The 25,831-nt window shown below is 40.1% G+C and carries 28 protein-coding genes; 3 read left to right on the plus strand and 25 right to left on the minus strand.

Features of this window, described 5'->3' with window-relative positions; genetic code table 11:
• Position 1: 1 nt before the first annotated feature.
• The 14 genes from FC56_RS06635 to FC56_RS06700 all read right to left on the minus strand — a co-directional run bounded on the left by FC56_RS06635 (position 2) and on the right by FC56_RS06700 (position 16,397).
• Positions 2 to 1,198, minus strand: coding sequence for a phosphopentomutase (locus FC56_RS06635; RefSeq protein ID WP_056978506.1), 1,197 nt, complete (start codon positions 1,196 to 1,198; stop codon positions 2 to 4).
• 29 nt (positions 1,199 to 1,227) lie between these two features.
• Positions 1,228 to 1,890 (minus strand): deoxyribose-phosphate aldolase, encoded by a 663-nt coding sequence (gene deoC, locus FC56_RS06640; RefSeq protein WP_054671476.1) that lies wholly within the window; start codon positions 1,888 to 1,890, stop codon positions 1,228 to 1,230.
• A 147-nt stretch (positions 1,891 to 2,037) separates the two neighbouring features.
• Complete coding sequence (locus FC56_RS06645; protein ID WP_056978508.1) at positions 2,038 to 2,505, minus strand: Dps family protein; 468 nt, start codon at positions 2,503 to 2,505, stop codon at positions 2,038 to 2,040.
• 149 nt (positions 2,506 to 2,654) lie between these two features.
• A complete protein-coding gene (gene rlmD, locus FC56_RS06650; RefSeq protein WP_056978510.1) occupies positions 2,655 to 4,028 on the minus strand; it encodes a 23S rRNA (uracil(1939)-C(5))-methyltransferase RlmD in 1,374 nt (457 codons plus the stop codon).
• A 65-nt stretch (positions 4,029 to 4,093) separates the two neighbouring features.
• Positions 4,094 to 5,092, minus strand: a complete 999-nt coding sequence (locus FC56_RS06655) for a diacylglycerol kinase (protein ID WP_056978512.1) — start codon at positions 5,090 to 5,092, stop codon at positions 4,094 to 4,096.
• 21 nt (positions 5,093 to 5,113) lie between these two features.
• The gene (gene gatB, locus FC56_RS06660) at positions 5,114 to 6,535 is read right to left on the minus strand and encodes an Asp-tRNA(Asn)/Glu-tRNA(Gln) amidotransferase subunit GatB (RefSeq protein WP_056978514.1); all 1,422 of its coding nucleotides are present in this window, start codon (positions 6,533 to 6,535) and stop codon (positions 5,114 to 5,116) included.
• Positions 6,535 to 7,998, minus strand: coding sequence for an Asp-tRNA(Asn)/Glu-tRNA(Gln) amidotransferase subunit GatA (gene gatA / locus FC56_RS06665; RefSeq protein ID WP_056978516.1), 1,464 nt, complete (start codon positions 7,996 to 7,998; stop codon positions 6,535 to 6,537). Before gatA ends, gatB begins: the two co-directional genes overlap by 1 nt.
• 2 nt (positions 7,999 to 8,000) lie before the next feature.
• Positions 8,001 to 8,309 carry an Asp-tRNA(Asn)/Glu-tRNA(Gln) amidotransferase subunit GatC gene (gatC, locus tag FC56_RS06670; RefSeq protein WP_056978517.1) on the minus strand — a complete coding sequence of 103 codons (309 nt, stop codon included), beginning with the start codon at positions 8,307 to 8,309 and terminating at the stop codon, positions 8,001 to 8,003.
• A 74-nt stretch (positions 8,310 to 8,383) separates the two neighbouring features.
• On the minus strand, positions 8,384 to 9,520 hold the full coding sequence (locus tag FC56_RS06675; RefSeq protein WP_056978875.1) for a CamS family sex pheromone protein: 1,137 nt from the start codon (positions 9,518 to 9,520) through the stop codon (positions 8,384 to 8,386).
• A 22-nt stretch (positions 9,521 to 9,542) separates the two neighbouring features.
• A complete protein-coding gene (gene ligA, locus FC56_RS06680) occupies positions 9,543 to 11,576 on the minus strand; it encodes an NAD-dependent DNA ligase LigA (protein ID WP_056978519.1) in 2,034 nt (677 codons plus the stop codon).
• Positions 11,577 to 11,588: 12 nt separating this feature from the next.
• Positions 11,589 to 13,823 (minus strand): DNA helicase PcrA, encoded by a 2,235-nt coding sequence (gene pcrA / locus FC56_RS06685; RefSeq protein WP_056978521.1) that lies wholly within the window; start codon positions 13,821 to 13,823, stop codon positions 11,589 to 11,591.
• A gap of 97 nt (positions 13,824 to 13,920) precedes the next feature.
• Entirely contained in the window at positions 13,921 to 15,102 is a 1,182-nt protein-coding gene (locus FC56_RS06690) for an ATP-grasp domain-containing protein (protein ID WP_225425422.1), read from the minus strand.
• A gap of 81 nt (positions 15,103 to 15,183) precedes the next feature.
• Positions 15,184 to 15,762, minus strand: a complete 579-nt coding sequence (locus tag FC56_RS06695; RefSeq protein ID WP_054671469.1) for a xanthine phosphoribosyltransferase — start codon at positions 15,760 to 15,762, stop codon at positions 15,184 to 15,186.
• Positions 15,763 to 15,776: 14 nt separating this feature from the next.
• The gene (locus tag FC56_RS06700) at positions 15,777 to 16,397 is read right to left on the minus strand and encodes a glycoside hydrolase family 73 protein (RefSeq protein WP_054671466.1); all 621 of its coding nucleotides are present in this window, start codon (positions 16,395 to 16,397) and stop codon (positions 15,777 to 15,779) included.
• A gap of 147 nt (positions 16,398 to 16,544) precedes the next feature.
• Between FC56_RS06700 and FC56_RS06705 the strand changes: the two genes are divergently transcribed.
• Complete coding sequence (locus FC56_RS06705) at positions 16,545 to 16,811, plus strand: hypothetical protein (protein ID WP_054671465.1); 267 nt, start codon at positions 16,545 to 16,547, stop codon at positions 16,809 to 16,811.
• A 47-nt stretch (positions 16,812 to 16,858) separates the two neighbouring features.
• Here FC56_RS06705 and FC56_RS06710 read toward each other — a convergent pair whose 3' ends face one another.
• The 4 genes from FC56_RS06710 to FC56_RS06725 form a co-directional block, all read right to left on the minus strand.
• Positions 16,859 to 17,449 (minus strand): ECF transporter S component, encoded by a 591-nt coding sequence (locus FC56_RS06710; protein WP_056978523.1) that lies wholly within the window; start codon positions 17,447 to 17,449, stop codon positions 16,859 to 16,861.
• 78 nt (positions 17,450 to 17,527) lie between these two features.
• Complete coding sequence (locus tag FC56_RS06715; protein WP_056978525.1) at positions 17,528 to 18,226, minus strand: B3/B4 domain-containing protein; 699 nt, start codon at positions 18,224 to 18,226, stop codon at positions 17,528 to 17,530.
• Positions 18,226 to 18,750, minus strand: a complete 525-nt coding sequence (locus FC56_RS06720; RefSeq protein WP_056978526.1) for a GNAT family N-acetyltransferase — start codon at positions 18,748 to 18,750, stop codon at positions 18,226 to 18,228. The genes FC56_RS06715 and FC56_RS06720 overlap by 1 nt, the downstream gene beginning before the upstream one ends.
• A complete protein-coding gene (locus FC56_RS06725) occupies positions 18,734 to 19,210 on the minus strand; it encodes a MarR family winged helix-turn-helix transcriptional regulator (protein ID WP_056978528.1) in 477 nt (158 codons plus the stop codon). Before FC56_RS06725 ends, FC56_RS06720 begins: the two co-directional genes overlap by 17 nt.
• A 234-nt stretch (positions 19,211 to 19,444) precedes the next feature.
• Between FC56_RS06725 and FC56_RS06730 the strand changes: the two genes are divergently transcribed.
• On the plus strand, positions 19,445 to 19,741 hold the full coding sequence (locus FC56_RS06730) for a rhodanese-like domain-containing protein (protein ID WP_056978530.1): 297 nt from the start codon (positions 19,445 to 19,447) through the stop codon (positions 19,739 to 19,741).
• Positions 19,741 to 20,001, plus strand: a complete 261-nt coding sequence (locus FC56_RS06735) for a metal-sensitive transcriptional regulator (RefSeq protein WP_056978532.1) — start codon at positions 19,741 to 19,743, stop codon at positions 19,999 to 20,001. Before FC56_RS06730 ends, FC56_RS06735 begins: the two co-directional genes overlap by 1 nt.
• 44 nt (positions 20,002 to 20,045) lie before the next feature.
• On the opposite strand, the gene FC56_RS06740 is transcribed toward FC56_RS06735, so the two are convergent.
• The 7 genes from FC56_RS06740 to FC56_RS06770 all read right to left on the minus strand — a co-directional run bounded on the left by FC56_RS06740 (position 20,046) and on the right by FC56_RS06770 (position 25,792).
• Positions 20,046 to 21,401, minus strand: coding sequence for an FAD-dependent oxidoreductase (locus tag FC56_RS06740; protein ID WP_056978534.1), 1,356 nt, complete (start codon positions 21,399 to 21,401; stop codon positions 20,046 to 20,048).
• A 149-nt stretch (positions 21,402 to 21,550) separates the two neighbouring features.
• Positions 21,551 to 21,943, minus strand: coding sequence for a 30S ribosomal protein S9 (gene rpsI, locus FC56_RS06745; protein WP_054671452.1), 393 nt, complete (start codon positions 21,941 to 21,943; stop codon positions 21,551 to 21,553).
• 13 nt (positions 21,944 to 21,956) lie between these two features.
• The gene (gene rplM, locus FC56_RS06750; protein ID WP_054671449.1) at positions 21,957 to 22,400 is read right to left on the minus strand and encodes a 50S ribosomal protein L13; all 444 of its coding nucleotides are present in this window, start codon (positions 22,398 to 22,400) and stop codon (positions 21,957 to 21,959) included.
• A 128-nt stretch (positions 22,401 to 22,528) separates the two neighbouring features.
• A complete protein-coding gene (gene truA, locus FC56_RS06755; protein ID WP_056978536.1) occupies positions 22,529 to 23,326 on the minus strand; it encodes a tRNA pseudouridine(38-40) synthase TruA in 798 nt (265 codons plus the stop codon).
• 6 nt (positions 23,327 to 23,332) lie between these two features.
• Complete coding sequence (locus FC56_RS06760; RefSeq protein ID WP_056978538.1) at positions 23,333 to 24,127, minus strand: energy-coupling factor transporter transmembrane component T family protein; 795 nt, start codon at positions 24,125 to 24,127, stop codon at positions 23,333 to 23,335.
• Entirely contained in the window at positions 24,120 to 24,989 is an 870-nt protein-coding gene (locus FC56_RS06765; protein ID WP_056978540.1) for an energy-coupling factor transporter ATPase, read from the minus strand. Before FC56_RS06765 ends, FC56_RS06760 begins: the two co-directional genes overlap by 8 nt.
• On the minus strand, positions 24,959 to 25,792 hold the full coding sequence (locus FC56_RS06770) for an energy-coupling factor transporter ATPase (RefSeq protein ID WP_056978542.1): 834 nt from the start codon (positions 25,790 to 25,792) through the stop codon (positions 24,959 to 24,961). Before FC56_RS06770 ends, FC56_RS06765 begins: the two co-directional genes overlap by 31 nt.
• Positions 25,793 to 25,831: the final 39 nt, after the last annotated feature.

A 25,831-nucleotide genomic window follows, 5' to 3' on the forward strand; every position in this document is an offset into this window, starting at 1 on the left:
CCTATTTCAAATCAGCTAAGAAACTTTGACCTTCGTCGTTACCGGCAACGTTAAAGTTAGCTAAGACGGTTTGCCCGAAGTCTGCAAAGGTGGAGCGTAATCCTAAGCTACCACTTTCTGTCATGGATGGTGAGTAAGCTAATAGTGGAACCATTTCACGGGTATGATCACTACCTTTAAAGCCAGGGTCATTTCCGTGATCGGCAGTAATTAAGAGTAAATCATCATCCTTTAAGTTAGCTAAGACTTTGGCTAACCGTTGGTCAAAGTCCATTAAGGCTTGGCCAAAACCAATTGGATTTCTACGGTGGCCATACATAGCATCAAAATCAACCAAGTTCATGAAGCAAAAACCAGTAAAGTCTTCTGCCATTACATGGTCTAAATGATCCATTCCATCCATATTGCTTTCGTTATGGTAACCTTCTTCAATTCCTTGACCAGAGAAAATGTCATTAATTTTCCCGATTCCTACGGTATGAACACCATTTTCAACTAAGTAGTCCAAATCGGTTTTACCAGTTGGTTTCAACGTAAAATCATGACGGTTAGCAGTTCTGACAAAATGATCTTTATCTGGTCCTACGTATGGGCGGGCAATTACTCGACCAACAGTATATTCCGGACCGTTAACAATCGAACGGGCAAACTCACAAATTCGATAAAGTTCTTCTAACGGAATAATATCTTCGTGAGCGGCAATTTGAAGAACTGAGTCACCAGAAGTATAAACAATTAGATCACCAGTTTGCATTTGTTGTTCGCCTAATTCAGCGATAATCTTAGTACCAGATTCAGGACGATTACCAATCACTTTGCGGCCAGAAAAGTCTTCTAACTGCTTAACAATCGAGTCTGGAAAACCATTAGGAAAAGTACTTAATGGCTTCATTACTGGTAACCCCATCATTTCCCAATGACCGTCCATGCTATCCTTACCGGCAGAAATTTCTTTCATTTTGCCGTAATAACCTAGTGGCTGTTCAACTGCTGCCACTCCCATGATTTCCTTGTCACGTAGGTTAACTAAGCCTAGTTTTTGTAGGTTAGGAATTTCTAACTTACCCTTATAAGCTTCCCCCACGTGACCTAAGGTATCAGAACCTTCATCACCATAATTAGCGGCATCAGGAGCTTCACCAGTTCCCACTGAATCTAATACAATTCCAAAAATACGTTTATACTTTTGTTCACTCATAGTTGCCTCCCGTAACAGTTAGTTAATTATTATTCAGCTAAAATTTTGACAGTGGCACTAACGCCTAAACGACTTGCGCCAGCTTCAATCATGTCAATAGCTTCTTTACGTGAGTGAATTCCACCAGAAGCCTTAACTCCCAAACGATCACCAACAGTAGTCCTCATTAAGCTAACGTTAGCCAAGGTAGCGCCTTCTGAACTAAAACCAGTAGAAGTTTTAACGTAGTCTGCTCCCGCAGCTTCAGATGCTTTACATGCCCGAACCACTTGGTCTTCATTCAAGTATGAAGTTTCCAAAATTACTTTTAGTAATTTACCCTTGGCATGAACTGCTTCGGCTACGGCTTTGATGTCAGCGGTTACATTTTCGTCATGACCAGCCAACAATTCGCCGATATTGATTACCATGTCTATTTCTTCGGCCCCTTCATCGATAGAAGTATTGGCTTCGTAAACTTTAGTAGCAGTGTTAGTAGCACCTAGAGGGAAGCCAACAACGGTAATTGGGTTAACAGTTGAGCCTTCTAATTCTTTGGTTACTAGTGGCATCCAGTATGAGTTAACACAAACGGAAGCAGTGTTATATTCTAAGGCTTCACGACAGGTTTGGATAATTTCTTCTTCAGTAGCATCTGGTTTTAAATTAGTGTGATCCAAATATTTAGCGAGTTCTGCAGTTGTTAGTTTCATAATGTGTATCCCCTTTCATTTTTACAAAATAAGCATACCTGATTTCTGCACATTTGTAAACGTTTTCTTTAGAAATTTTGTTCAGATCTTTTTGTTTGCTCATTAAAAACCGCCCTAATCCTAAATTGGACTAAGGCGGTTACTATTTTATTTATCAATTTCCGGAGCTTGATCTAATTCAGCCTGAATCATCCACAATCGTTTTTCGGTTGCGGTTTTAAAGCCAATGAAAATATCTTGGGTGCAGTAGTCTTTTTCTACTTCACTAACTTCGATACCGTGTTGGTATACTCCGGCTAAGTAACGGTAATCTTTAGCCAAGATTGTTAAACGTTCCGGGATAGTTTTCTGCCAATCTCCTGGTTCATCAGCAATTTTGGTATGCTCTGCCATTTCGGTTAACGTGGAGTAAGGAGACCCATCAAGTGTAATTAAACGTTCAGAAATTTCATCTAACTGGTCATTTAAGTCAGCCATCCAATCATCCATTAACGGATGTAGCTTCAAGAAATTAGTTCCCCGCATGTACCAGTGAGTCTGGTGCACCACCATAGCTAGTTGGGATAGATCGGCGACTAATTGATTTAATGTTTCTTTAGTTTCTTTATATTGCATCTTCATAACCTCCATCACTAAACTAATCTGAGCTAATACTTAAGATGTTACGAGTTTATTGTACCATTGGATCATAAAAATTGCTAAAAAGAGCGGTTAAAAAAACACCCCTAGTTACCTAGGAATGTTTTATCATCTCTAATGATTAATTAATCAGTTGTTCGTTCCAACACCGTTACACTTTCCACGTGAATCGTTTGTGGAAATTGATCTACTGGTTGGATTGGTTGGTTCACTTGATAGCCTTTTTCAGCAAACAATTGCACGTCACGCGCCAAAGTAGCTGGGTTGCAAGAAACGTAAACCACTTTTTTAGGGTTCATTTCGGCAACACTATCAATCAACGTGCTGTCAAGGCCCTTCCGGGGTGGATCCACGAATACAACATCTGGTTTCAAGCCATCTGATTGCCACTTAGCCATCTGTTCTTCAGCCTTAGCAGCTACAAAATCAACGTTGCGGATATTGTTTAACTTCGCGTTATGCTTAGCATCTTCTACCGCTTGGTCAACAATTTCGACCCCGTACACTTTTTTAACGTGTTGGGCCACCGCTAGTGAAATCGTTCCAATCCCACAATAAGCATCAACTACTACGTCGTCCTTTTTCAACTCCGCCTTATCAATGGCCAATTGGTATAACTTTTCAGTTTGGACTGGATTAACTTGGTAGAACGAAGTTGCAGAGATAGCGAAGTTTAATCCTAATAGGGTGTCAGTAATGACATCAGCTCCTGCCAACACGTTGTTGACAGGTCCCATTAACGCATTTGTCTTTGCACTGTTGACGTTTTGAATAACGCTCTTAACCTCAGGTAACTTAGCTAAAATCCCGGCCACAATTTCTTCTGCGTGCGGAATCTTTTTCGCTCTAGTTACTAAGACAATCATCATTTGGTGAGAATAATAACCCCTTCTCACCATAATATTTCTAACTACCCCTTTATGGTGAACTTCATCATAAGGTGCCACGTGGAAAGTTCGGAGTAAGTCCCGGACCACGATGATAGCCTTATCGATTTCCTTATCTTGGATATAAAAATCTTCAATCGGCACTAAATCGTGAGAATGTTTCCGGTAAAAACCAGTTTCTAGACGACCATTAATCAGCCGAACAGGAACTTGAGCTTTATTACGGTAATGAGTAGGATCGTCCATCCCTAAGGTAGGTTCTACTTCTACGTCAAGACCTAACTTATGAAAATCCATCGCTACTTGGTGCTGCTTAAACTCTAATTGAGCTGGGTAAGCTAAATGTTGTAAAGTAGCAATTCCAGTTTGAGTATAAGCTTTATCCACTAACTCCACTCGATTAGGACTAGTCGTTTTAAAAGCCACCACTTTTCCAAAAGCAAAACTACTTTTGGTCTTGATTACCTTGATTTTAACTTCTTCGCCAGGCAAAGCGTTTTCGATAAAAATAGGGAAATTATCAATTTTAGCAACGCCTAAACCTTGGTAACTAAGGTCTTCAATCGTTACATCATAATCAGTGTTTTTTACTACAGGTATTTGTTTTTTCATTATCTATCCTTAACTTCAAATCCTTAAATAAAAATTGCGCTGCATCACGCAAACGCAATTTTGAGTTACTCTGTTTGATCAGGAATCTGGTCAATTCCCTTTAAAAATTTAGCTTCCGCTTCCTTTTCTTCTTGGGTTTCACCAATGGCGTGATTAGGAATTTTATCCGTGTTAGCAAACATTTCAATATGCCGTTTATGATCAATAAAGGTCATTGGGGCATCTCCACCATACTCACCATCTAAATTGACTTGAATCTGATCGTTAATTGGTAAAACTTTTACTTTGCGGGTCTTCTTGTAAATGATCCGTGGATCATCTACGTGTTTACCGCCGTTTAAAACCTTAGAAAGTAAATGCAACATTTCCACTAGATTAGCAGTTTTTACAATAATCATTGTAAATTTACCATCATCTAGTTCCGCATCAGGAACGATTTGTTCTAAGCCCCCAACCGAATTGGTTAACGCTAAGAAAAACATGGACGCTTTGCCCTTGTATTCTCCACCATCATACTTAATATCCACTTCTACTGGTCGAACCCGTGGTAATAATTCAGCTCCTTTAACTAAGTATGCTAAGTAGCCGAAAAGGGTTTTTAAGTTGGATGGCACTTCATAGGTTAACTCAGCAATTTTACCACCCGCAGCAATATTAATAAAGTAATTTTCATTAGCCTGACCAATATCCATTCTAACGGTCTGGCCTTTTAACACAATCTTAGCTGCTTCAACTGGATCTTCTCTAGGAATATGCAGGGCACGGGCATAGTCATTGGTCGTTCCCGCTGGAATAATTGCCATTTTGGGCCGATACTTTAGCGGCGCAATTCCATTAACCACTTCGTTAATAGTTCCGTCACCGCCAGCCGCCACGACCAAATCAAATCCGGCTTTGGCTGCACGCTCAGCTTCATTTTTAGCAGAATTTTTTTCTGGCGTCGTTGCAAAAGCACTAGTTTCGTACCCCGCCTCTTCAAAAATTCCCAAAATATCAATCATTTTTTGTTTCATTAATTCGCGTCCCGCCGTGGGATTATAAATAACACGTGCCCTTTTTTGCATAAGCTAAACTTTCCTATCCATTTATTTATTCATTGATGCAATCAATAATTTATTGACCACGGTTGGGTTGGCCTTACCATGAGTTTGTTTCATGATTTGACCAACTAAAAAGCCGATGGCTCGATCTTTACCATTATGGAAGTCTTCAATTGACTGTGGATTAGCAGCCAATACTTCATCAATAATTGGTTGTAATTGGGCTGGATCTGATAATTGAACCATGCCATTAGCTTCAACATAAGCCTTAGGTTCTTCACCATTAGTAACGGCCTTAAAGACTTTTTTAGCCATCTTAGAAGAGATGGTTCCGTCAGTAATTAGGGTAATCATTCCTGCCAAGTTAGCTGGCGTGATCTTAGTATCATTTAGATCCACCTGATTGTCGTTCAAGTAGGCGTTAACATCCCCTTGCAAGTAGTTAGCGGCTAACTTAGGATCAGCGCCTAGGTTAATCATTTGATCGTAAAAATCAGACATTTCTTTGGTTTGGGTAAGCACCATTGCATCATAATCGGTGATTCCCAGTTCGTTAACGTAACGAGCTCGCCGTTTACCAGGAGCTTCTGGCAAGTTTGCTTGCAAGTCGTTAACCCAGTCATCAGAAATCGTTAAGGCTGGTAGATCTGGTTCAGGGAAGTAACGGTAATCGTCAGCGCCTTCCTTAACCCGCATCAAAATCGTTTCACCAGTGGCTTCGTCAAAACGACGAGTTTCAGGTCTAACAACGCCACCTGACATTAAGACTTGTTGTTGGCGCTTTTCTTCAAAGGCCAAGCCACGCTTAACGTAGTTAAAGGAGTTCAAGTTCTTTAACTCAGTCTTAACCCCGTATTCTGTTTGGCCAATTGGACGAACAGAAATGTTAACGTCCACCCGCATTGAACCTTCTTCCATCTTAACGTCAGAAACGCCAGTAAATTGAATTTGTTGGCGTAATTCTTCCAAATAAGCATAGGCTTCATCAGGAGAAGCAATGTCTGGCTTAGAAACAATTTCGACCAATGGTGTCCCTTGCCGGTTTAAATCAACTAGGGAATAACCGGTAGAATGGGTGTTCTTCCCGGCATCTTCTTCAATATGCATTTCTGCAATCCCGATTTTTTTAGTATTACCATCAACCGTGATTTCCACCCAACCATCATGAGCCAGTGGTGTCTCAGATTGAGTAATTTGGTAAGCTTTCGGGTTATCAGGATAGAAGTAGTTTTTCCGGTCAAAATGCGGATTAGGTTCAATCTCAGCGTGTAAAGCCAAGGCGGCCTTAATTCCAGATTCCACTACTCCCTTATTAGTAGTTGGTAAGACCCCAGGGTAACCCCAATCAATTACGTTGGTATTAGCATTGGGATCATCACCAAATTCTACTGGTGAAGGGCTAAAAATTTTAGAATTAGTCTTTAATTCAACGTGGACTTCAAGTCCAATGGTAGTTTCAAAGTTCATTAATTTTGCCCTCCTAACTGTGGGTTTTGTTTATGAAAATCAGTTGCTTTTTCAAAAGCATTGGCAGCTTGGTAAACGGTCACTTCATCAAATGGCCGTCCAATTAACTGCATTCCGACTGGCATGCCATCGGCAAACCCAACTGGCATACTTAGCCCTGGTAAGCCGGCCATGTTAACTGGAATCGTCATGGCATCATTCATGTACATTGTCATTGGGTCATTAACTTCAGCGCCTAAGGCGTAAGCAGTAGTTGGCGCAGTTGGTGCCAAAATCAAATCAACATTCTTAAATACTTCGGTATAGTCGTTGATCATTAATGTCCGTACTTGAGCGGCCTTCTTAAAGTAGGCATCGTAGAAGCCGGCTGATAATGAGTAAGTTCCCAACATGATCCGCCGTTTTACTTCGTCACCAAATCCTTGACTTCTAGTTTGCACATAGATGTCTTCCAGGTTTTTAGTGTTATCCGCTCTAAAGCCATAACGAATTCCATCGAACCGTTGTAAGTTGGATGAAGCTTCTGAAGATGACAAGATATAGTAAGCAGCAACTCCATAACGAGTATGAGGTAAGGAAACTTCCACTACCTTAGCACCCAATTGTTCATAGGTTTTAGCGGCAGCTAAAATTAATTGCTTAACTGAATCGTCAACCCCTTCGCCTAGATATTCAGTTGGTAACCCGATTGTCATTCCGGCTACCCCGGCATCTAATTTTTCAGCAAAGTTAGGCACAGCCTTATCGGAACTAGTCAAATCATGTTGATCTTGACCAGCAATAGCAGTTAACATCGCAGCATTGTCGGCAACGGTCTTAGTGAACGGACCAATTTGATCAAAACTAGAGCCAAATGCAATTAAGCCCCAACGAGATACTCGACCATAAGTAGGTTTCATCCCTACGATTCCATTAAAGGAAGCTGGTTGGCGAATGGAACCACCAGTATCAGAACCCAATGCTCCTAGCACTTGTCCAGAAGCAACTGCTGCTGCAGATCCACCAGAAGAACCACCAGGAACTTTGGTGTAGTCCCAAGGGTTTTTAGTGGTTTTAAAAGCAGAGTTTTCGGTGGAACCACCCATGGCAAATTCATCCATGTTGGTCTTACCAACCATTACCATACCAGCATCAGTCAATTTTTGAACTGCTGTAGCGGTGTAAATAGGTTTGAAATTACCTAACATTTTAGAAGCAGCAGTGGTTTTAACTCCTTTAGTAACCAAGTTATCCTTGATCCCAACTGGAATTCCACTCAAAATATTTTGTTCGTCCACCCCAGCTGCGTCAATTTTTTCAGCCGCAGATATGGCTTCGTCTTCATTAATGGTAATGAAGGCTTGAACGTCTTTATCGGTTTCCTTCATGTTAGCAATCGTTTGTTTAGCTAATTCAGTGGCTGACATTTCTTTAGCCACTAATTTTTGGTGAATTGATGTAAGTGATTCATCAAAATAGTTCATTATTAGTTATCCTCACTTTCATCTAAAATCGTAGGAACCTTGATGTAGCCATCCATAGTTTCTGGGGCATTGGCTAACAGCTCTTCTTTTTGATTCCAGTTATCCGCAATGTCTTCACGCATTACGTTTAACTGATCAGTCACACTACTAGTAGGTTTAACCCCAGTAGTATCAACTTCACTTAAGGTTTCAAATAGACCCATAATTTGGTCCAGTTGTTCTGTGAAATATGGCAATTGTTCATCACTAATTTCGAGTTTGGCTAACCCAGCAACGTGTTGAACTTGCTCTTCTGAAATTCTAGCACTCATGTAAATTCCTCTTTTCATCCGGTAAAAAATAAACCAAAAATATTCTATCACACTAACGTTACTAGTGGGACGGCCTAATAGCTATTAAACACGTGGAAACTAAATTTCTTTTCGTTGGCTTTACGACTTAAGAAACTTTGAATTCCTTCAGTTGACTGCACGGTAATATCAATTGGCGCATTGGCAGGTAAATATTTTTGAGCTGCCGTTTGTAGATATTGGGTAAAACTAATGATTTCAGTCTGACTGTAGAATTGAGTATTAATATTAACATTCATCCCACTCAAAGAACCATCGGTGTATTGAGCTTGGGCAGTTACCCCACTTAAATTAGGGAAGAAGTTTTGTACCTCACTCTTAAAGTTTTCAAATGAACTTTCATCATTACTGTTAGGAGAAGATTGGCCAGATTGGATTGGGAAAACATAACTCTTTTGGTTCACCTTAGTCCAATTAGAAACCTTTGTAGCACCACTAGCATTAACAGAATAAGCATAGAAACTTCCACCAACTAAGCTATCATCTGAAGCTTGACGATACATAGCAATTACAATTGGTACATTTTTAAGGGCACTCTTTTTACGTAACCGAGCTAGTACTTTATTAGCAATTTTTTTGCCTTCCGCCTTCATTTGAGACTTACTAATATCAGTTTCAAATGTAGCCCCATACTTAGTCTTCTTGTAGTAATCCACTGAATTCATTGCTAATCCAATCGTAATTCCAGCAGTTTTAAGCTTTTTGCCATCTTGAACCAAGAAATCTTGTTCGTTAATTTGAGACAAATATAATGGATTACGCCTAGTGGGGCTAGTGGAACCATTATTTTTAGGGTTTAAGCCAGTTGGGTTGCTCTTAGACTTTCTACCCAACCAATTAGTAACGGTATTAGTAGATAAATATTGTCCTTCTTGGAAAATGTACTTTTTGGTTGAAAACTCTTTTTTAGAGATATTTAGCAATTCGCTTTCAAAGCCCTTAATGTTGAACTGGTTAGATTCTTGTGAGACGCTAACCCCTCTGGATTTACTAGTTTGATAACGACCATTTTTAATAACTCCTTGGTAGTCACTACTGTTGGCCTGACCGGTTAGCTGAGTACCACTTTTATTACTACTGTTATTAGAAGTATTACCACCAGACAAGTTATCTACGCTACCACAAGCAGTTAAAACCATGGCGGTTAATAGCATGGAAAGTCCCACAGCCATCTTTTTTAACCGCGGTCTTTTATTATTCTTCACTGTTCATCACCTCATCAAATCGAGATTCATTCCAAATTTCGATTCCTAATTCCTGTGCCTTAGTATATTTCGATCCTGGGTCAGCCCCCACCACTAACAGATCCGTATTTTTAGAAACCGAACTACTAACTTTAGCCCCATGATTTTGTAGCCATTCAGTAGCAGTTGCCCGACTAAAAGTTTCTAATTTACCGGTTAAAACTACCCGTTTACCGTTAAAAAACGAATCTGAAGCTGCTAAATCTGCTTCTTGCACTCCATGGTATTCCATATTTACTCCTACCTGTTGCAAAGAATTAATTAATTCAATTGCTTCTGGAGTGGCAAAGTAAGTAGCGATACTGTCCCCGATTACTAAACCAACGCTGTTAATTTCGGCAATTTCTTCAGCACTAGCTGCCATAATGGCGGCCATATTCCCAAACCGTTGAGCAATTAACCGGGCAGCTTTAGCTCCCACGTGCCGAATGCCTAATCCAAACAGGAGACGTTCTAAGGAGTTATCTCGACTATTTTCAATCGCATTAAGTAAATTATTAGCAGATTTTTCCCCAAACTTATCCAAAGTTACCAGCTGTTCAAAAGTTAATGTGTATAACCCGGCAACGTCACTTACTAGTTGCTTAGCAAATAATTGTTGAATAATTTTGGGACCCAGTCCATCGATATTCATTGCATTTCGAGAAGCAAAGTGAGCTAATCCTTCAGTTAGTTGAGCTGGACATTTAGGATTAATGCAGCGTAAAGCTACTTCCTCATCCAAATGTACTAGCTCAGAATCACATGATGGGCAGGTAGTCGGAATAACATATCTGACAGCCGTTTTTGGTCGTTTAGCAGCAATATAGGTGGAAATTTCTGGAATGATATCACCAGCCTTATGCAGTTTAACGGTATCTCCAATTCGAATATCTTTTTCAGTAAGGTAATCTGGATTGTGTAGTGAAGCTCTAGCGACAGTGGTACCAGCCAAGATAACCGGATCCATAACGGCCGTAGGGGTAACTACTCCGGTTCTCCCCACTGTCCATTCAATATCTCGAACTACCGTTTCTGCCTCTTCTGGAGGAAATTTATACGCAATTGCCCACCGCGGCACCTTAACCGTATTACCTAACTGTAGTTGACTAGCTAAATCGTTGACCTTAATCACAATGCCGTCAATACCGTAGGGTAAGTCATCTCGTTGCACTTGATATTTATCCACATATTCATTAATCTCAGCAAAGTTAGCAGCAACTTGGTAGTTTTCGTTAATATTAAAGCCTAAGGCCTTTAATTCTGCCAATAATTCACTTTGAGTGTTAGCTTCTAAATCATCGTAATCGGCCACATTATACATAAAACTACTTAGGTTCCGACTGCTAGTTACCTTAGAATCTAGTTGCCGTAAACTACCAGCTGCAGCATTTCTAGGATTAGCAAACGGTGCTAACCCATCTGTTTGACGCTGCTGGTTAAGTTTGACAAATGATTCTTTGGGCATATAACATTCGCCCCTAACTTCCACTGTAACTGGCTTATTAAGTTGATGCGGAATAGACTTGATTGTCTTTAGATTAGCGGTGATGTCTTCGCCAATCTGACCATTTCCCCGCGTAGAACCCTGCACTAACTTACCGTTTTCATAGCGCAGAGAAATTGCTAATCCATCAATTTTTAGTTCACAGTTAAATTCTGGTTTAACCCCCTGCTCTACTAATCGATGGGTAAAATTCCGTAACTCTGCTACTGAAAAAACGTCGCCTAGAGATAACATTGGCACATCATGCGGCACCTTAGTAAACTCTGGTAACGTAGTATCTCCCACTTCTTGAGTAGGAGAATCAGCCGTTACAATTTGGGGAAAAGCCGTCTCTAATGCAACTAATTGTTCGTATGCTTGATCATAAACACTATCTTCTACACTAGGCGCATCATACGTATAGTATTCAGTCGCCCAATTTTTTAATTTAGTTCTCAAATCTGCCGCTTGTTCTGCGGCTTGGTCTGGCGTTAATTGATTGATTTCTTGTTCCGCCACGAAGGATTCCTCCTACTCTTGTTTAACAATTGGGGCAAAGGCTGCTAATAAACGCTTGATCCCTTGTTGCTCAAAGGCAATATCTAATTCCATATCTTCGCCTTGACCAGAAACTTTCACAACCGTTCCAGTTCCCCAAGCTTTATGACTTACTTTATCACCAATTTGCCATTGTTTCTTATTTGCACCCGTTTCTTTAGGCTTTTCTACAGTTTGACTAGGTCGTTTGTAGATTGAAGCCACCGCTTGGTCCGTTCTTCGGTCAAATGGTGTTCTTGGACCCGTACTTTCTGTTCGGCCCTGATTTTCAGGATGTAATAATTCTGGGGTGATTTCATTCACAAATCGTGATTCTGGATTACTTTGGCGTCGACCATATAGCATCCGAGAAAACGCATTGGTGATGTACAACTTTTCTTTGGCTCGGGTAATTCCTACATAAGCTAATCTGCGTTCTTCTTGCATTTCAGATTCATTTTGATTAGCACGAGATAGTGGGAACAAGCCCTCTTCCATTCCCATGATGAAAACAACTGGAAATTCTAGCCCTTTAGCTGCATGTAAGGTCATTAAGGTTACTTGACTGGTTTCTTCTTGTACGTCATCTTGATCAGATACCAACGCCAAATCACTTAAGAAGTCTATTAAGTTATCCACACCGGATCCGTCCTGGTGTTCTTGATCATACTTTTGAGTTACCGAAATGAATTCTTCAATGTTTTCAATTCTAGATTGAGCTTCCAAAGTCTTAGAAGCTTGTAGAGCTTTCACGTATCCGCTATTTTCTAATAGGTTTTCGGTAATTTCAGTAATGTCCATGTTGGCAGCTTTAACACTGGCTTGCTTGATTACGCCCGCAAATTGTTCAATTGCGTTTTTAGCCCTAGTAGACAAACCGTTTGCCAAGTCCACGTTTTGCGCTGCTTCTAATAAGCTCCACTGATGATCATTAGCAAACAACCGTAATTTTTCCACGCTAGTTTGTCCAACTCCGCGTTTTGGTTCGTTAATTACCCGTTCAAAACTCATGGAATCGCTAGGATTAGCCACTAAGGTTAAGTAAGCCAAAACATCCCTAATTTCCTTTCGATCGTAGAACTTATGCCCACCAACCATGGTATAAGGAATATTAGATTTAAGTAAAGTTTCTTCCATCACCCGAGATTGCGCATTAGTCCGGTACAGGATTGCTACACTCCCATAATTACGATGAGGTTTTTGAACTTCCTTTTGAATGTTAGCCACAATGAAGCGGGCTTCATCATTTTCGGTTTGTCCCCGATAATAAGAAATTTGTTCACCGTTATCGTTTTGGGTCCATAAGTTTTTATCTTTACGATTATCGTTATTAGCAATCACCGCGTTAGCTGCATCCAAAATGGTTTTAGTGGAACGATAATTTTGTTCCAGCATCGTTACGTGAGCATCAGGATAATCTTTTTCAAAGTTCATGATGTTTTCCATGTTGGCCCCTCGCCAACCATAAATACTCTGGTCAGCATCCCCAACCACACAAATATTACGGTATTTAGCGGCCAACATATTAACTAACTTATATTGAGCTTCGTTAGTATCCTGATATTCATCAACGTGAATGTAACGGAATTTATTTTGATAAAATTCAAGAGTTTCTTTAGAGCTATTGAATAGCTGAATTGTCATCATGATTAAGTCATCGAAGTCCAGCGCTTGATTGCGTTTTAATTCTGCTTGATATCGGTCGTAAACGTCACCCACAATCGATTCAAACGGACTAGTGAATTCCTGCTTATATTGTGCGGGAGTTAATAGATCATTTTTAGCATTAGAAATAGCCCCTAAAATAGAACGAGGATCATACTTCTTAATATCCAAATTCATATCAGTTAAGATCCGTTTTACCAACGTCCGTTGCTCGCTGGTATCAGCAATAGTAAAAGCACGATTATAACCAATTTGATCGATATTTCTTCTGAGAATTTGCATACACAAAGAGTGAAAAGTTGATACCCAAACATCGGATCCGTTTCCGCCGAGTAAGTTATCTACCCGTTCTCGCATTTCGCGGGCTGCTTTGTTAGTGAAAGTGATCGCTAAAATGTTCCAGGGGTTAACGTGATCATGTTCGATCAAATAAGCAATTCTATGGGTTAAAACCCTCGTCTTGCCACTTCCAGCCCCTGCCATAATTAGCACTGGTCCCTGGGTCGAAATGACCGCATCTTTTTGTTCTTTATTGAGTTTTGCTGTTAAATCCTCTGTCGCCACTTAATTGTCTTCCTTTCACTTAATATCTTGTCAATTATACCAAAAATTAGCCTTCATTAGGCGTTTGCATTCAATAAAAAAAGTCGGTTTTCCCGACTTATCCCACGCTTTGATATTTGCTATTAAAATCTATGTCGTCCCAGATACTAGTGCTTTCAATTTGCTTTAGAGTTTGGCTAACTGATTCGGTTGGAATCAAAATAATTCCTACAATGGTATCCAGATCTGAGCTGGCATCTTGGTAAAAACTAAAATGCCAGTCATTTTTAATCACCCATTGAGTTTGGATTCGTTCAAAATCACGGCGCCGAACAGTTTGCATCACCGTAGGTAAACTTGGCAATACATTAGTCAATGGCAAGCCTGAAATGGCCTTTAAGTGTTCAGTGAACTGATCGGTATTAGCTGCATACTCGAAAATCAATCCGGCTTGGCTCAAATTAGGTGCCACTTTGTTAACGTAAATTGTTCCATTTTCTGATAAGAAAAAGGTAATCTCAAACGTTCCCACGTAGTCTAAATTAAACGCAATTTCGTTAGCAATTCGCTTAATCTCTTGATCCACCAAAGGATCAATTTCAGGAGGCGTAAAAGCTGTTGTAACCTGACCGTCTTTATAAATTAATTCAACGGTCGGAAAGATAGCTCGATTTCCCAAACCATCCCTAGTCACTACCACCGCATAATCACGTTGATGCTCAATAAACGATTCTAACACGTAAGTTCCAGCATCTAATAATCCAGAAGCATCCACAATATCTTTAGCTGATTTGATAAATAACTGCCTACCACTTAGTAACCCTCGCTGGATAGGCTTTAAAATTGCCGGATAACCAATCGAATTAATTCCCTGGTAAACATCTTCTAAATTAACTACCGTGGTGTAGGGAGCCATATTAATGTTTAAAGAATCAAAAAAACTCCGTTCAATTAACCGATCTTGCATAATTTCTAGCAAGTGATCACGTTGAGGCAAAGAAGTGTAACGTGACAAAAAACGTACAATTTCGGGATCAATTTCTTCGCTATTATAAGTGATTACGTCACAGCGTTCTGCAAACTGTTGCAGTGCTTTTTGATCCGTTAACGGACCTAAATATTTATAATCCGCTAACTGCATAGCTTCGTTCGTCTCATCTAAACTATACATAGCTACTTTAAAGCCCATTCGCTGTGCCATTACTATTAAAGAAGCACTACTTTGGTCATCCCCAATAACCCCAATTGTTGCACCAGGATACAATATCCGTTCGTCAGCCACCGTCTTCACTACTTTCATTTAATGTTATCTCTAATGTTAAAGTTATTATGCCAATTTGACAAACTTTTTAACCCCTTTACCGGCAAACTTTGTTATTTTTTATGATTCTGAAACGAATTTAACTTCTCCGTTTTCAAAAGCAGCAATCCGAGCCAATGATTCTACTCGAATACCAGTATCTTCGATCATCTTGCGACCTTTTTGGAAGCTCTTTTCAATTACGATACCGATTCCGCCAACTTTAACATTAGCTACTTTAGCAATCTCTAGTAATCCTTGAACTGCTTGTCCGTTAGCCAAAAAATCATCGATAATCAAAACCGTATCATCTTCGTTTAAAAAACGTTTATCAATACTAATATCGTTATTAACTTGCTTAGTGTATGAGTAAACCCGGGCAGTGTATAAGTTATCGGTTAGGGTTAAGCTCTTGTGCTTTCGAGCAAAAATCATTGGCACGTTTAAGTGTAAAGCTGCCATTAAAGCAGGAGCAATTCCGGATGATTCAACGGTTAACACTTTGGTAATACCTGCATCTGCAAATAAACGCGCAAATTCAGCCCCCATAGCGTCCATTAGTTTCGGATCTACTTGGTGATTTAAAAAGTTATCCACCTTTAATACGTCTTCTCCTAATACCGTTCCGTCTGTCTTAATTTTATCTTCTAATAGTTTCATCCTACAATTCCTCTCTAATCGTATTGATATAAATGATATTTTTGAATTATGGAAATTAATTTTTGGGTATATGCCGGATCCGTTGCATACCCATCTTGTTGCAAGGCCTTAGCCCCGTCAATATAGTTAGTGGCTGCAATCACATCAGCATACTGATTAGCATTCCACTTAGTACCCTCCGCCAACAGGCGATCATGATCAATAATTGACTCTCGCCAACTACTATAAACTTGAAACTGAGCCTTCACCGTTTGGTAACTGCCACCAACAAATTCCTGGGTACTCAAAGTCACACTGTTGTTATCATTTGCTTTGACCCCAAATAAATTGTAGTAGCGACTGGCTAATCCGCTGGTTCCCCAGTCAGACTCTAAAATAGCTTGAGCAATCGTAATACTAGGTAGTACATGGTACGTGGTTTGCATTTCCTGAGCCGTTGGCGCAATCTGCTTAATAAATTTAGTATGTGCCAATTTTGTTGGATCCTCCACCGTTGTAGCTTTGGGCTGTTCAAAAGATGTCGTAAATAACCGTACACTTGCTAAGCATAAAATGCCCATGATAAAGACAATCAGGACTGGTACCACTGATCCTCGTTTCCGTTTAGTTCGTCGTCTTGTCCGTTTTTTGGTCACGCCTACCCCAATCTTTCCACAGTTTACAACTATTCTATCCGGAATTTGAGCAGATGACAATTAATATTTGATAAAGAAATTGTTTGACAAACAGTTCTTTTTCGAGTAACTTAACCACTGATACTTTAAAATACGGAGATGAATTAAATGGCAAAAAGCACTGAAATGTCAGCCGATCAAGCTAAGTTCCACGTTGGCGACGAAGTTGGCTTCAAACTTGAAGGTAGTGACTTTACCGGTTTTATCGACAAAGGTTACAATAACTCTTTTCTAATTACCTTTGAATCTAGTGATCCAGAAATTATTGATAAATACCACAATAAAGTAGTTATCAACAATAAGCAACTCAAAATGATCAAAGCCGCTCCTCAACCAGATCCAGAACCAGAAGAAGACGAAGAAGATTCTAAATAGCAACTAAAAAGGCTCTTAATTAATCACGGATTAATTAAGAACCTTTTTTATTTGTGCTTGTTGATAACTTTTAATAACGGCTGACCAATTAGTGGAGTTACAATTCCGCTAAAAATAGCTTCTGGCACTCCGTTGGTCCCAATAACCCCTAGCAAATAAGGTAACAATGCCTTTACGTTAACTTGATATAACTGTGGAGCGTTTCCCTTATAGAATAAGTAAATCAAGCCTAATACCAAAATAGTATTTGTTAATGAACCACAAATTGCGGCCACTGAAATAGCAATTCCCGTTTTTTTGAATCTACCTTTTAGCTGTTGGTAAACAACTCCGGCCACTACCCCTACCATAATTCGTGGTAAAACAGAGACTACCGGGTTAACAAAGACAATCGTAGCTAAAGGGCTGGTGGGCCACACAAAAGCTCTGACAAAGGTGATAACCCCCCAGACGCCCCCAATAATCGCTCCGTCAACGGTTCCTAACAAAATTGCGGCCAGCGCAACCGTTACTGGAATAATAGTAATCGACAACGGTCCAATCGGAATTAATCCTAAAATTGGCACCGATGTTTGCAAGATAATAATAGCTATAAACATAGCGAGCATATTAAGCCGATATGCATTATTTTTCTTCATGACTCCCATACCCCTCGATAGTTTAATGGGGTTATTATACCATTTCTAAAATTATTCTTGGATAAAAAATCCCGAAGTTTAATTCTCTTCCGGCTTATTCAAAGTTAATTGAGTAGCGTCTACTCCAAAATACTTAGTAGTTAATTGTTCTAATTCATTCATCGCCGCAGTTGCTCGTTGAGCCTGTTGTTCATTAACCGATTCCATCACCAAAATCGCATTTTGAGTTTGTTCAGTCAACATAGTACGTTTAGCCTCTCTCCAGTTCAAACTACGACAAATCGCTCCTTCATCATCGTAGTAAATCATTTCGCCTGGTAGCGCCGGAGCATCTTCTTCTGCGCCTAATGGCCAAAAGCTTTCTCCACCTTGAGCCAGTCCTAAATGCATAGCGCCCTTGATTTGATCAATATCTTCACCACCGGTTGGAACAGCGTATTTCATCGAAACACTGTTATAAAAATCCACTAGCGGGTTAATACTGGTAAATTGGTGTCCTTGGCTAATTCGTTTCAACAGCGCTTCAATTGAGGAGCGGGCTCCTTTTTTAGTTTTAAATTTTCTAAGGGCCTGACGCCACTGAGCTACCACTTCGTTTTCGCTAAACACATCGGCAGTAATAAATTGCTGTGCGTCTTTTTCCGCATTTTGCAGTAATTTGTTAAATTCCGTCACCGAGTCAACGGGATGATTGTCAATTCCCCGTAGTTCTAATAAATTGATTTGCCCCTCTGGAAATAATTCCCAAAATTCTGGTTCTACAACTACAGTTTTCATTATTTGTCCTCCAATGTTTTCGTCATAATCCAATCCGTTTGCTTACTATTGCCAATGGTAAAAATATATTCAGTAGTTCGAATAAACCCTGCTTGAGCGTAAAAACGTTGTGCTGATAAATTATGCTCCCAAACCCCTAACCAAATTAGTGGCTTGTTCAACTGAGTTGCTCTTTGTACTGCCCAGGCCATTAGTTGCTTTCCGATACCTATTTTTTGATAAGTATTTAGCACGTAAATTCGTTGAATTTCTAATGCCATCGGGTAATCTCGTTCGGTTTGAGCCGTTGCTACGTTAAGCTTTAAATAACCTACTACTTTTTCGTTCACCTTAGCAAAATAAAATTCTGAATTAGGATTTGCTAGTTCTTGTTTTAGTTTGGTTTCGGTAAGTTGCTCATCCAGGTACCTAGCAATATCATCCCGGTTATTCTCCGTCTCAAATGTAGCCGCAAAAGTTTTTCGACTTAGCGTCACCAGTTGTGTCAATTCTGTTGGGTGCACCGCTTCAATCATGATCTGCATCTTGTTTTAAATACCCCCTAATACCGCCTTTTTTAACCAATTCCCAGTCTCCATTAACGTTTTCTTCCACTTGATTTAACAATCTCGCTAATTGCTCTTTCTCGGCTTGACTTAATCCCATTAATGCCACTTGGTTAGAATAATCATTTTCTGCTTTAATAATCGGGTAAATGGACAGCCCCCGTTCGGTCGCAAAAATATGTTTATTTTTCTTGTTAGTTCCACTACTTCTTCGTTCAACCAATCCGTTTGATTCCAATTTTTTAATTGCGCGGGCCACAGTTGATCGATCAACCTTCAGCATTGTGGATAACTCTTCTGAAATAATTCCCGGTTGCTCACAAACTCGAACTAAATAAAGGTATTGGCCTTTGGTTAATTCATACGGTTTAAATTCAATGTTACTAATTGAATCCAAAGCTCTTGCAATATTACCTAATGATCGCAAAATTTCTACCATTGTTTCTCTCCTACTTAAGCTTAAATTTTATTATACCGATTTTTTATTGCAAATGCAACATTATCGACAAGCTTCAGAACATACCATTTGTGGTATATGGTTAATTAGAGCTTTATTTAATTAGTAATTATGATAACCATCTTTTTTAGCATCATTGACAAATAGGCATTTAAGCGTTTAATATACCTCTCTGGGTATATTAATTAAATAAATTTATACGTTAAGGAGCAAACCATGTTTGACAACATCACCACTAATGAATTAGCCATCAAAATGCAAGCTAGTAACCTTAAACTCATCGATGTTAGAGAGGACTACGAATTCGATGAAGGACACGTTCCTGGTGCACTAAATTTACCGCTTAGTCAATTGTTATCCGACTACCAGCAATTAGATACGGCCACCCCTTATTACTTAATCTGTCGTTCCGGAGCCCGCTCAGCTAACGCCGCTACGTTTTTAACCCAACAAGGTTATCAAGTTACTAACGTTACCGGAGGCATGCTGGCCTGGAATGGAGTTGTCGAGTAATGCCAACTTGTGATAAAACCGTCTTAAATCGTTTAAAACGCACGGAAGGTCAACTTCGCGGAATCCAAAAAATGATCTCTGAAGAAAAGGATTGTACCGCGATTGTTACCCAATTAAGTGCCGTTCGTTCTAGCGTTGACCACATTATGGGGTTAATTGTCGCCGAAAATTTAAAAAGTTGCTTTGAAAACCCGGAAATAGATGCAATCGCTCAAGAAGCAAAAGTGACGGAAGCCATTAAACTAATTATGAAAAAATAAAAACCTGCCAAAGCTAGTTATTACTAGTCTCAGCAGGTTTTTTATTATTTGATTGTCCCAAACAAGTCGTTAAAGGCTTCAGTCATTGTAGGATGAGAATAAATTTGGTCTCGTAAAACCTCATATGGTAAATGTTGGTGCATAGCTAAAGAAATCATGTTGATTAATTCTTGGGCTTCAATGCAGTATAACGTAGCTCCCAAGATCTCATGGTTAGCTGGGTCCACTAACACTTTTAAGTACCCGGTTGTATTACCTAATACGTGCGCTTTTGGCACAGCGGTAGTAGCTAGTTTACCAACTTGGTATGCGATTTGTTGGTTCTTAGCCTGTTCTTCATTTAAGCCAATCGTTGCCACCGGAGTGTTTAAGAAGACTACGTGGGGAACTAATTCTTGCTCTGCTAAGGTTCGTTTGCCATCTCCTACTAGTTGATCCAACACAATTCGGTAATCGTCTAAGGAAATGTAAGTAAATTGTGCGCCACCCCGGACGTCCCCCATTGCCCAAATGTTATCCACATTAGTTCGCAAGTGGTCATCCACAATGATGCCCCGCTGATTAGTGGCAATCCCCGCCTTATCTAAACCAAGTTTAGCAATATTAGCTTTTCTCCCAGTAGCCACTAAAATGGTATCAGCAGTTATCGTGCGCTGTTGGCCGTCTTGATTAAACTCAATTTTGGCTTCTCCTACTTGATTAATTACCTGGGTGACTTGGGCATTTAATTCAAACTCAACTCCCTTAGCAGCCATGTCACGTTGAACAGCCATTGCTAGTTCTCGTTCATCCCGTGCCATAAATTGTTTACCCGCATCAATAATTGTCACTTGAGAGCCAAAATTAGCGTAGATGGAGGCAAATTCTAATCCAATGTAGCCACCGCCAACAATAGCAAGGTGCTTAGGAAGTCTGCGTTGATCCATCAAGGTTTCACTTGTTTGCATAAATGGACTAGTTGCTAACCCCGAAATTTCAGGAATAATCGGGGTACTCCCGGTATTAATAAAAATTCGCTCGCCACTAATTTGATCAACCTTACCATTTTGATATGTAACTTTAAGTTGCTTAGGCGCTTCAAACTCTGCCCAGCCATTTAACACGGTCACGGTTGCTTTGTCACTTAACTTATGAAGGTTACTGCTCCGCAAAGTACCGGTCACATCGTTTTTATTTACGATGGCACTCCGATAATTTTCCTGAGCATCGCCCAACCGATTATTTTGAGAACTGGTTAATAGGGTTTTGGTAGGGATGCAAGCCACGTTAATACAAGTCCCACCGTACATTTTATCCGATGCCTCAATCATAATCACAGATTCACCACGATTCGCTAACGCCCCGGCTAATGTTTTCGCCGCTTTGCCGAAACCAATAAATACGTTTTGTGCAGTAATCATAAACAGTTCCTCCCATTATTCGAATTCAGATTAAACTCATGGTAATTGGGAAAGCAACTAAGTGTCAACTGATTGGCTCATTCATTAATGAAGTCACAAAAAAACACCCACCAAATGGCGAGTGTTTGTACAAACCGAAAAGATAAATCTTAACGCTTTGAGAATTGTGAAGCTTTACGAGCTTTCTTAAGACCTGGCTTCTTACGTTCCTTCATACGAGGGTCACGAGTAAGTAAACCTGCACGCTTTAATGGGCCACGGAAGTCTGGGTCAACTTCAAGAAGTGCCCGGGCGATACCATGACGAGTTGCTCCGGCTTGACCAGAGAAACCACCACCGTTAACGTTAACCAAGGCATCATAGTTGCCAAGAGTTTCAGTAACGTTGAATGGTTGCATAACAACTTCACGTAAGTTGGCAAATGGAATGTATTCTTCGATTGCCTTGTCATTCATAACAATTTTACCAGTACCGGGAACTAAACGTACCCGAGCAACTGAATCTTTACGACGGCCAGTGCCGCGATATTGTACTTGAGCCAATGCTGTTTCCTCCTTAAATTAAGTTAGTAATGTCCAAAACTTCTGGTTTTTGTGCTTGTTGTTCGTAGTCAGGACCTGCATAAACATGCAACTTCAAACCAATTTTGCGACCTAACGTTCCGTGAGGAAGCATGCCTTTAACTGAAGTTTCGATCAACTTTTCAGGGTTCTTATCACGGAAATCACCGGCAGTCCGTTGCTTCAAGCCACCGATAAATTTACTGTGACGGTAGTAAATCTTGTTCTTAGCCTTTCGACCAGTCAAGGCTACCTTGCTAGCATTAATAACGATAACGTTATCACCAGTATCCACGTTGGGAGTGAATGTTGGTTTGTTTTTTCCTCTTAAGATTGAAGCGACAACTGTTGATAAACGTCCCATAGGAACATCAGTTGCATCGATAACGTACCATTTACGTTCTACTTCACCTGGTTTTGCCATATATGTTGTACGCACGTTTGTTTCCTCCATGTTCTGTGTTTGTTTGACACCAAAATAAGGTTCCGGGGCTTATCAGTGGGGCAAACAATACCAACTACAATAATACAAATTAATAATGCAAAAGTCAATTTATTTCCTCAAAATCAACGTTGATATTTCGGCAATTTTACCGGATGTTGAGGATCATCACCCTCATAATAAACTCGTTTTAAGTATAATCCACTAGCAGGCATCGTTCGTCGAGCTTCATTTCGATCCTTAACTTCAAATAATCGTTGAACGTCTGCCACCGGTCTAAAGCCAGAACCAATTTCCACTGCTACGCCTACAAGTATGCGGACCATGTTATATAAGAAGCCATTACCGTAAAATTCAATTTGCAGTTCTTGATTGGCTTCATCCATGTGCGCAGTAGCTTCATAAATTGTCCGGACATTACTTTTGGCTGATGAACCAGAAGCTACAAAGCTAGAAAAATCATGCTCGCCGACTAATTGTTCTAACGCTTGATTTAATAACTCCATGTCTACTGGGTATTTCCAGTGACCAGTATAGTTTCGTTTAAACGGATTTTTAAACTGTCCTAAATCAAGGCGGTACAAATAGCGTTTACCAGAAACATCATAACGGGCGTGAAAATCAGGTTCCACAATTTCTGCTTTTTTAATCTGCATGTCTAGTGGAATCATACTGTTTAATGCCTTAAACATATTTTCTGCTGGTATGTCAATCGGAAAATCGAAGTGCGCCGTTTGAGCTAACGCGTGAACTCCCGCATCGGTTCTTCCTGAGCCAAAGACTTCAATTGCTGGTTGGGGATCTTTAGCCATTTTGTTGACAACCTTAGTTAATACCCCTTCGATCGTTCGTTCATGGGGCTGGCGTTGAAAGCCACTAAAATTAGTACCATCATACGCCATTGTAATTTTGTATCTAATAATTATTCCCTACTTTCTAACCAAGAAAACAATAATGCCGACGGCGATAAAAATCAGCCAGGCAATTGTATCACTTAACTGCCAATTATATACGCGGTACTTAGTACGCGATTCGCTGTCAGTAAAGCCCCGTGCTTCCATTGCAGTGGATAACTCTTCAGCATGGTTAATCGCACCTGTGAATAGCGGGATTAATAATGGTACCGCCACCTTAATCCGATGTTTCAGGCTCCCTGAGCCAAAGTCAACACCCCGAGACCGCTGAGCATTCATAATAGTGATCATTTCATCCATCAACGTCGGCACAAACCGTAAGGCAATCGACAGCATCAAAGCCAAAGTATCTACCGGAAAATGCAGCTTCTTTAAAGGTCGCAAAATAGTTTGAACCCCATCAGCAATGGCCAACGGTGCGGTCGTTAACGTCAAGACCGTTGAGATCATGATGATCAATAGAAACCTTACAAAGATATAGCCACCATTAATCAAACTCAGATCACTTACCGAAAAAGGTCCCCAGTGCCAGAGGACTTTGCCACCGCTACTAAAGAAGACTTGTAGTAACACGGTAAAAATAATTAACCAAATTAATGGCCTAATTCCTCGTATAAAGAAACCAATTGAGATTCCGGATAAAATGATCGCAGCTATAATTAGTACCGCTAAAACTGCATAAGAAGCCACGTTATTGGCTAAAAAGATAATGGCAACAAAATAAAAGCACAACAACAATTTTGATTGCGGACTCATTTGGTGAATAATTGAGTGTCCAGGCAAATACCGGCCAAAAATAAAATTATCCATGATTAGCCCCCAATTCCGTTAAAATCGCATTAGTTAAATCAGTTAAAGTCAACGGTCGGCTGGGTAATGGAAAGCCAGCTAACTTTAATTGTTCTGCAAATTCTGCACTGGTAGGTAAAGTTAATTGCATCTGACGGACCCATTTAAGATCTGCAAAAATATCTTGTGGACTACCCTGTTTAGTAATTTCGCCATGACTCATTACCACTACCTGTTCAGCGTATTGCACAACGTCATCCATTTGATGGGTGACCAAAATGATGGTAATCCCCATTTCATCATGTAGCCGAGCTACCAGAGCCATAATATCAGCATGGCCCCGAGGATCTAAGCCCGCGGTGGGTTCGTCCAAAATTAGAATGGAAGGATTCATTGCTAATACTCCTGCAATTGCCACCCGCCGCATTTGCCCACCTGACAGATCAATTGGTGATTGATCTTGATATTGTTGAGGTAACCCCACCAAATCCATTGCATTTAAAGCTGCTTGCTTGGCTTCCGCCTCCGTTGCTCCATAATTAAGTGGACCAAACATAATATCTTTGATAACCGTTTCTTCAAAAATCTGTTTTTCTGGAAACTGAAATACCATGCCTACTTTTTGACGCAGCGGACGCAGATTTTTATTAGTGGTCTTATGAGTAATTACATAATCACCCACGCTGACTTCACCACTTGTAGGTTTGATTAACGCATTAATGTGTTGAATGAGAGTAGATTTACCACTTCCGGTATGACCGATAATTGCGGTAAAGCTCCCTTCCGTTAACGTTAAATTAATATCCTTAAGTGCTTGGTGCGCATCAGGAGAGTCCTCATGGTAGACATAATTTACATTTTGGAATTTAATTTGACCAGCCATTTGATCACCTCCTCATCGTTTAAATACTGATCAGGTAAGCTCACTCCCGCTTTTCGGAGTTGTTCAGCCAATTGACTGGCAAATGGTACATCTAGTCCATCATTTTTAAGTAGTTCCGGATTATTTAATACCTTATCCGGCGTATCTTCCAATACTAATTGACCGTTATTAAGTAACATGATTCGATCAGCCACTGCGGCTTCATTAATATCATGTGTAATGGAAATAACCGTTAAATCCTCCTGTTGTTTAAGGGTTTGGATTAAGGAAATAATTTCTTTTCGCCCTCGAGGATCTAACATGCTAGTAGCTTCATCTAAGATTAAAATTTGTGGACGCACAGCAATAATTCCAGCAATCGCCACCCGTTGTTTTTGGCCTCCAGACAAATTAGCCGGAATTCGTTCCCGAAAATCCAGCATGTTAACCGCCTTAAGACTATCTTCAATGATTGGTCCCATTTGCTCTCTAGAAACTTGGCGATTTTCCAATCCAAAGGCTACATCTTCTTCAACAGTCGCCCCCACAAATTGGTTATCTGGATTTTGAAATACCATTCCAATTTGGTTGCGAACAGCTCCAAGATGCTCTTCGTCAACGGGTAACCCCGAAACCATGATCTGACCGCCTGCGGGTTCCAATAAGCCGTCCATTAATTTGGCCAACGTACTTTTACCGCTACCATTTTGACCAATAATAGCGAGCCATTCTCCCTGTTTAACGTTAAGGGATAGGTCGTTGAACACAACGTGTTCATCTGGATATTCAAATGAAAGGTGACTAACCGTTACGATATTTGTCATTGCTGCTCTTCCTTAACCTTTTTTATGTACAAAAAAATC

The organism is Lentilactobacillus senioris DSM 24302 = JCM 17472, from assembly GCF_001436555.1.
Taxonomy (GTDB): Bacteria; Bacillota; Bacilli; order Lactobacillales; family Lactobacillaceae; genus Lentilactobacillus; species Lentilactobacillus senioris.

What these genes read in the sequence shown, in the direction of transcription:
- FC56_RS06715 (WP_056978525.1), bottom strand. Translation starts at nt 18,226, where the DNA reads ATGAAAACTGTAGTTGTAGAACCAGAATTTTGGGAATTATTTCCAGAG.
- FC56_RS06645 (WP_056978508.1), bottom strand. Translation starts at nt 2,505, where the DNA reads ATGCAATATAAAGAAACTAAAGAAACATTAAATCAATTAGTCGCCGAT.
- FC56_RS06735 (WP_056978532.1), top strand. Translation starts at nt 19,741, where the DNA reads ATGCCAACTTGTGATAAAACCGTCTTAAATCGTTTAAAACGCACGGAA.
- FC56_RS06760 (WP_056978538.1), bottom strand. Translation starts at nt 24,127, where the DNA reads ATGGATAATTTTATTTTTGGCCGGTATTTGCCTGGACACTCAATTATT.
- FC56_RS06655 (WP_056978512.1), bottom strand. Translation starts at nt 5,092, where the DNA reads ATGCAAAAAAGGGCACGTGTTATTTATAATCCCACGGCGGGACGCGAA.
- FC56_RS06695 (WP_054671469.1), bottom strand. Translation starts at nt 15,762, where the DNA reads ATGAAACTATTAGAAGATAAAATTAAGACAGACGGAACGGTATTAGGA.
- deoC (WP_054671476.1), bottom strand. Translation starts at nt 1,890, where the DNA reads ATGAAACTAACAACTGCAGAACTCGCTAAATATTTGGATCACACTAAT.
- rlmD (WP_056978510.1), bottom strand. Translation starts at nt 4,028, where the DNA reads ATGAAAAAACAAATACCTGTAGTAAAAAACACTGATTATGATGTAACG.
- gatA (WP_056978516.1), bottom strand. Translation starts at nt 7,998, where the DNA reads ATGAACTATTTTGATGAATCACTTACATCAATTCACCAAAAATTAGTG.
- FC56_RS06740 (WP_056978534.1), bottom strand. Translation starts at nt 21,401, where the DNA reads ATGATTACTGCACAAAACGTATTTATTGGTTTCGGCAAAGCGGCGAAA.
- FC56_RS06710 (WP_056978523.1), bottom strand. Translation starts at nt 17,449, where the DNA reads ATGAAGAAAAATAATGCATATCGGCTTAATATGCTCGCTATGTTTATA.
- FC56_RS06690 (WP_225425422.1), bottom strand. Translation starts at nt 15,102, where the DNA reads ATGAAAGTAGTGAAGACGGTGGCTGACGAACGGATATTGTATCCTGGT.
- FC56_RS06675 (WP_056978875.1), bottom strand. Translation starts at nt 9,520, where the DNA reads ATGGCTGTGGGACTTTCCATGCTATTAACCGCCATGGTTTTAACTGCT.
- FC56_RS06770 (WP_056978542.1), bottom strand. Translation starts at nt 25,792, where the DNA reads ATGACAAATATCGTAACGGTTAGTCACCTTTCATTTGAATATCCAGAT.
- FC56_RS06725 (WP_056978528.1), bottom strand. Translation starts at nt 19,210, where the DNA reads ATGGTAGAAATTTTGCGATCATTAGGTAATATTGCAAGAGCTTTGGAT.
- FC56_RS06765 (WP_056978540.1), bottom strand. Translation starts at nt 24,989, where the DNA reads ATGGCTGGTCAAATTAAATTCCAAAATGTAAATTATGTCTACCATGAG.
- gatC (WP_056978517.1), bottom strand. Translation starts at nt 8,309, where the DNA reads ATGAGTGCTAGAATTTCAGAAGAGCAAGTTCAACACGTTGCTGGGTTA.
- FC56_RS06730 (WP_056978530.1), top strand. Translation starts at nt 19,445, where the DNA reads ATGTTTGACAACATCACCACTAATGAATTAGCCATCAAAATGCAAGCT.
- FC56_RS06705 (WP_054671465.1), top strand. Translation starts at nt 16,545, where the DNA reads ATGGCAAAAAGCACTGAAATGTCAGCCGATCAAGCTAAGTTCCACGTT.
- gatB (WP_056978514.1), bottom strand. Translation starts at nt 6,535, where the DNA reads ATGAACTTTGAAACTACCATTGGACTTGAAGTCCACGTTGAATTAAAG.
- FC56_RS06635 (WP_056978506.1), bottom strand. Translation starts at nt 1,198, where the DNA reads ATGAGTGAACAAAAGTATAAACGTATTTTTGGAATTGTATTAGATTCA.
- FC56_RS06720 (WP_056978526.1), bottom strand. Translation starts at nt 18,750, where the DNA reads ATGCAGATCATGATTGAAGCGGTGCACCCAACAGAATTGACACAACTG.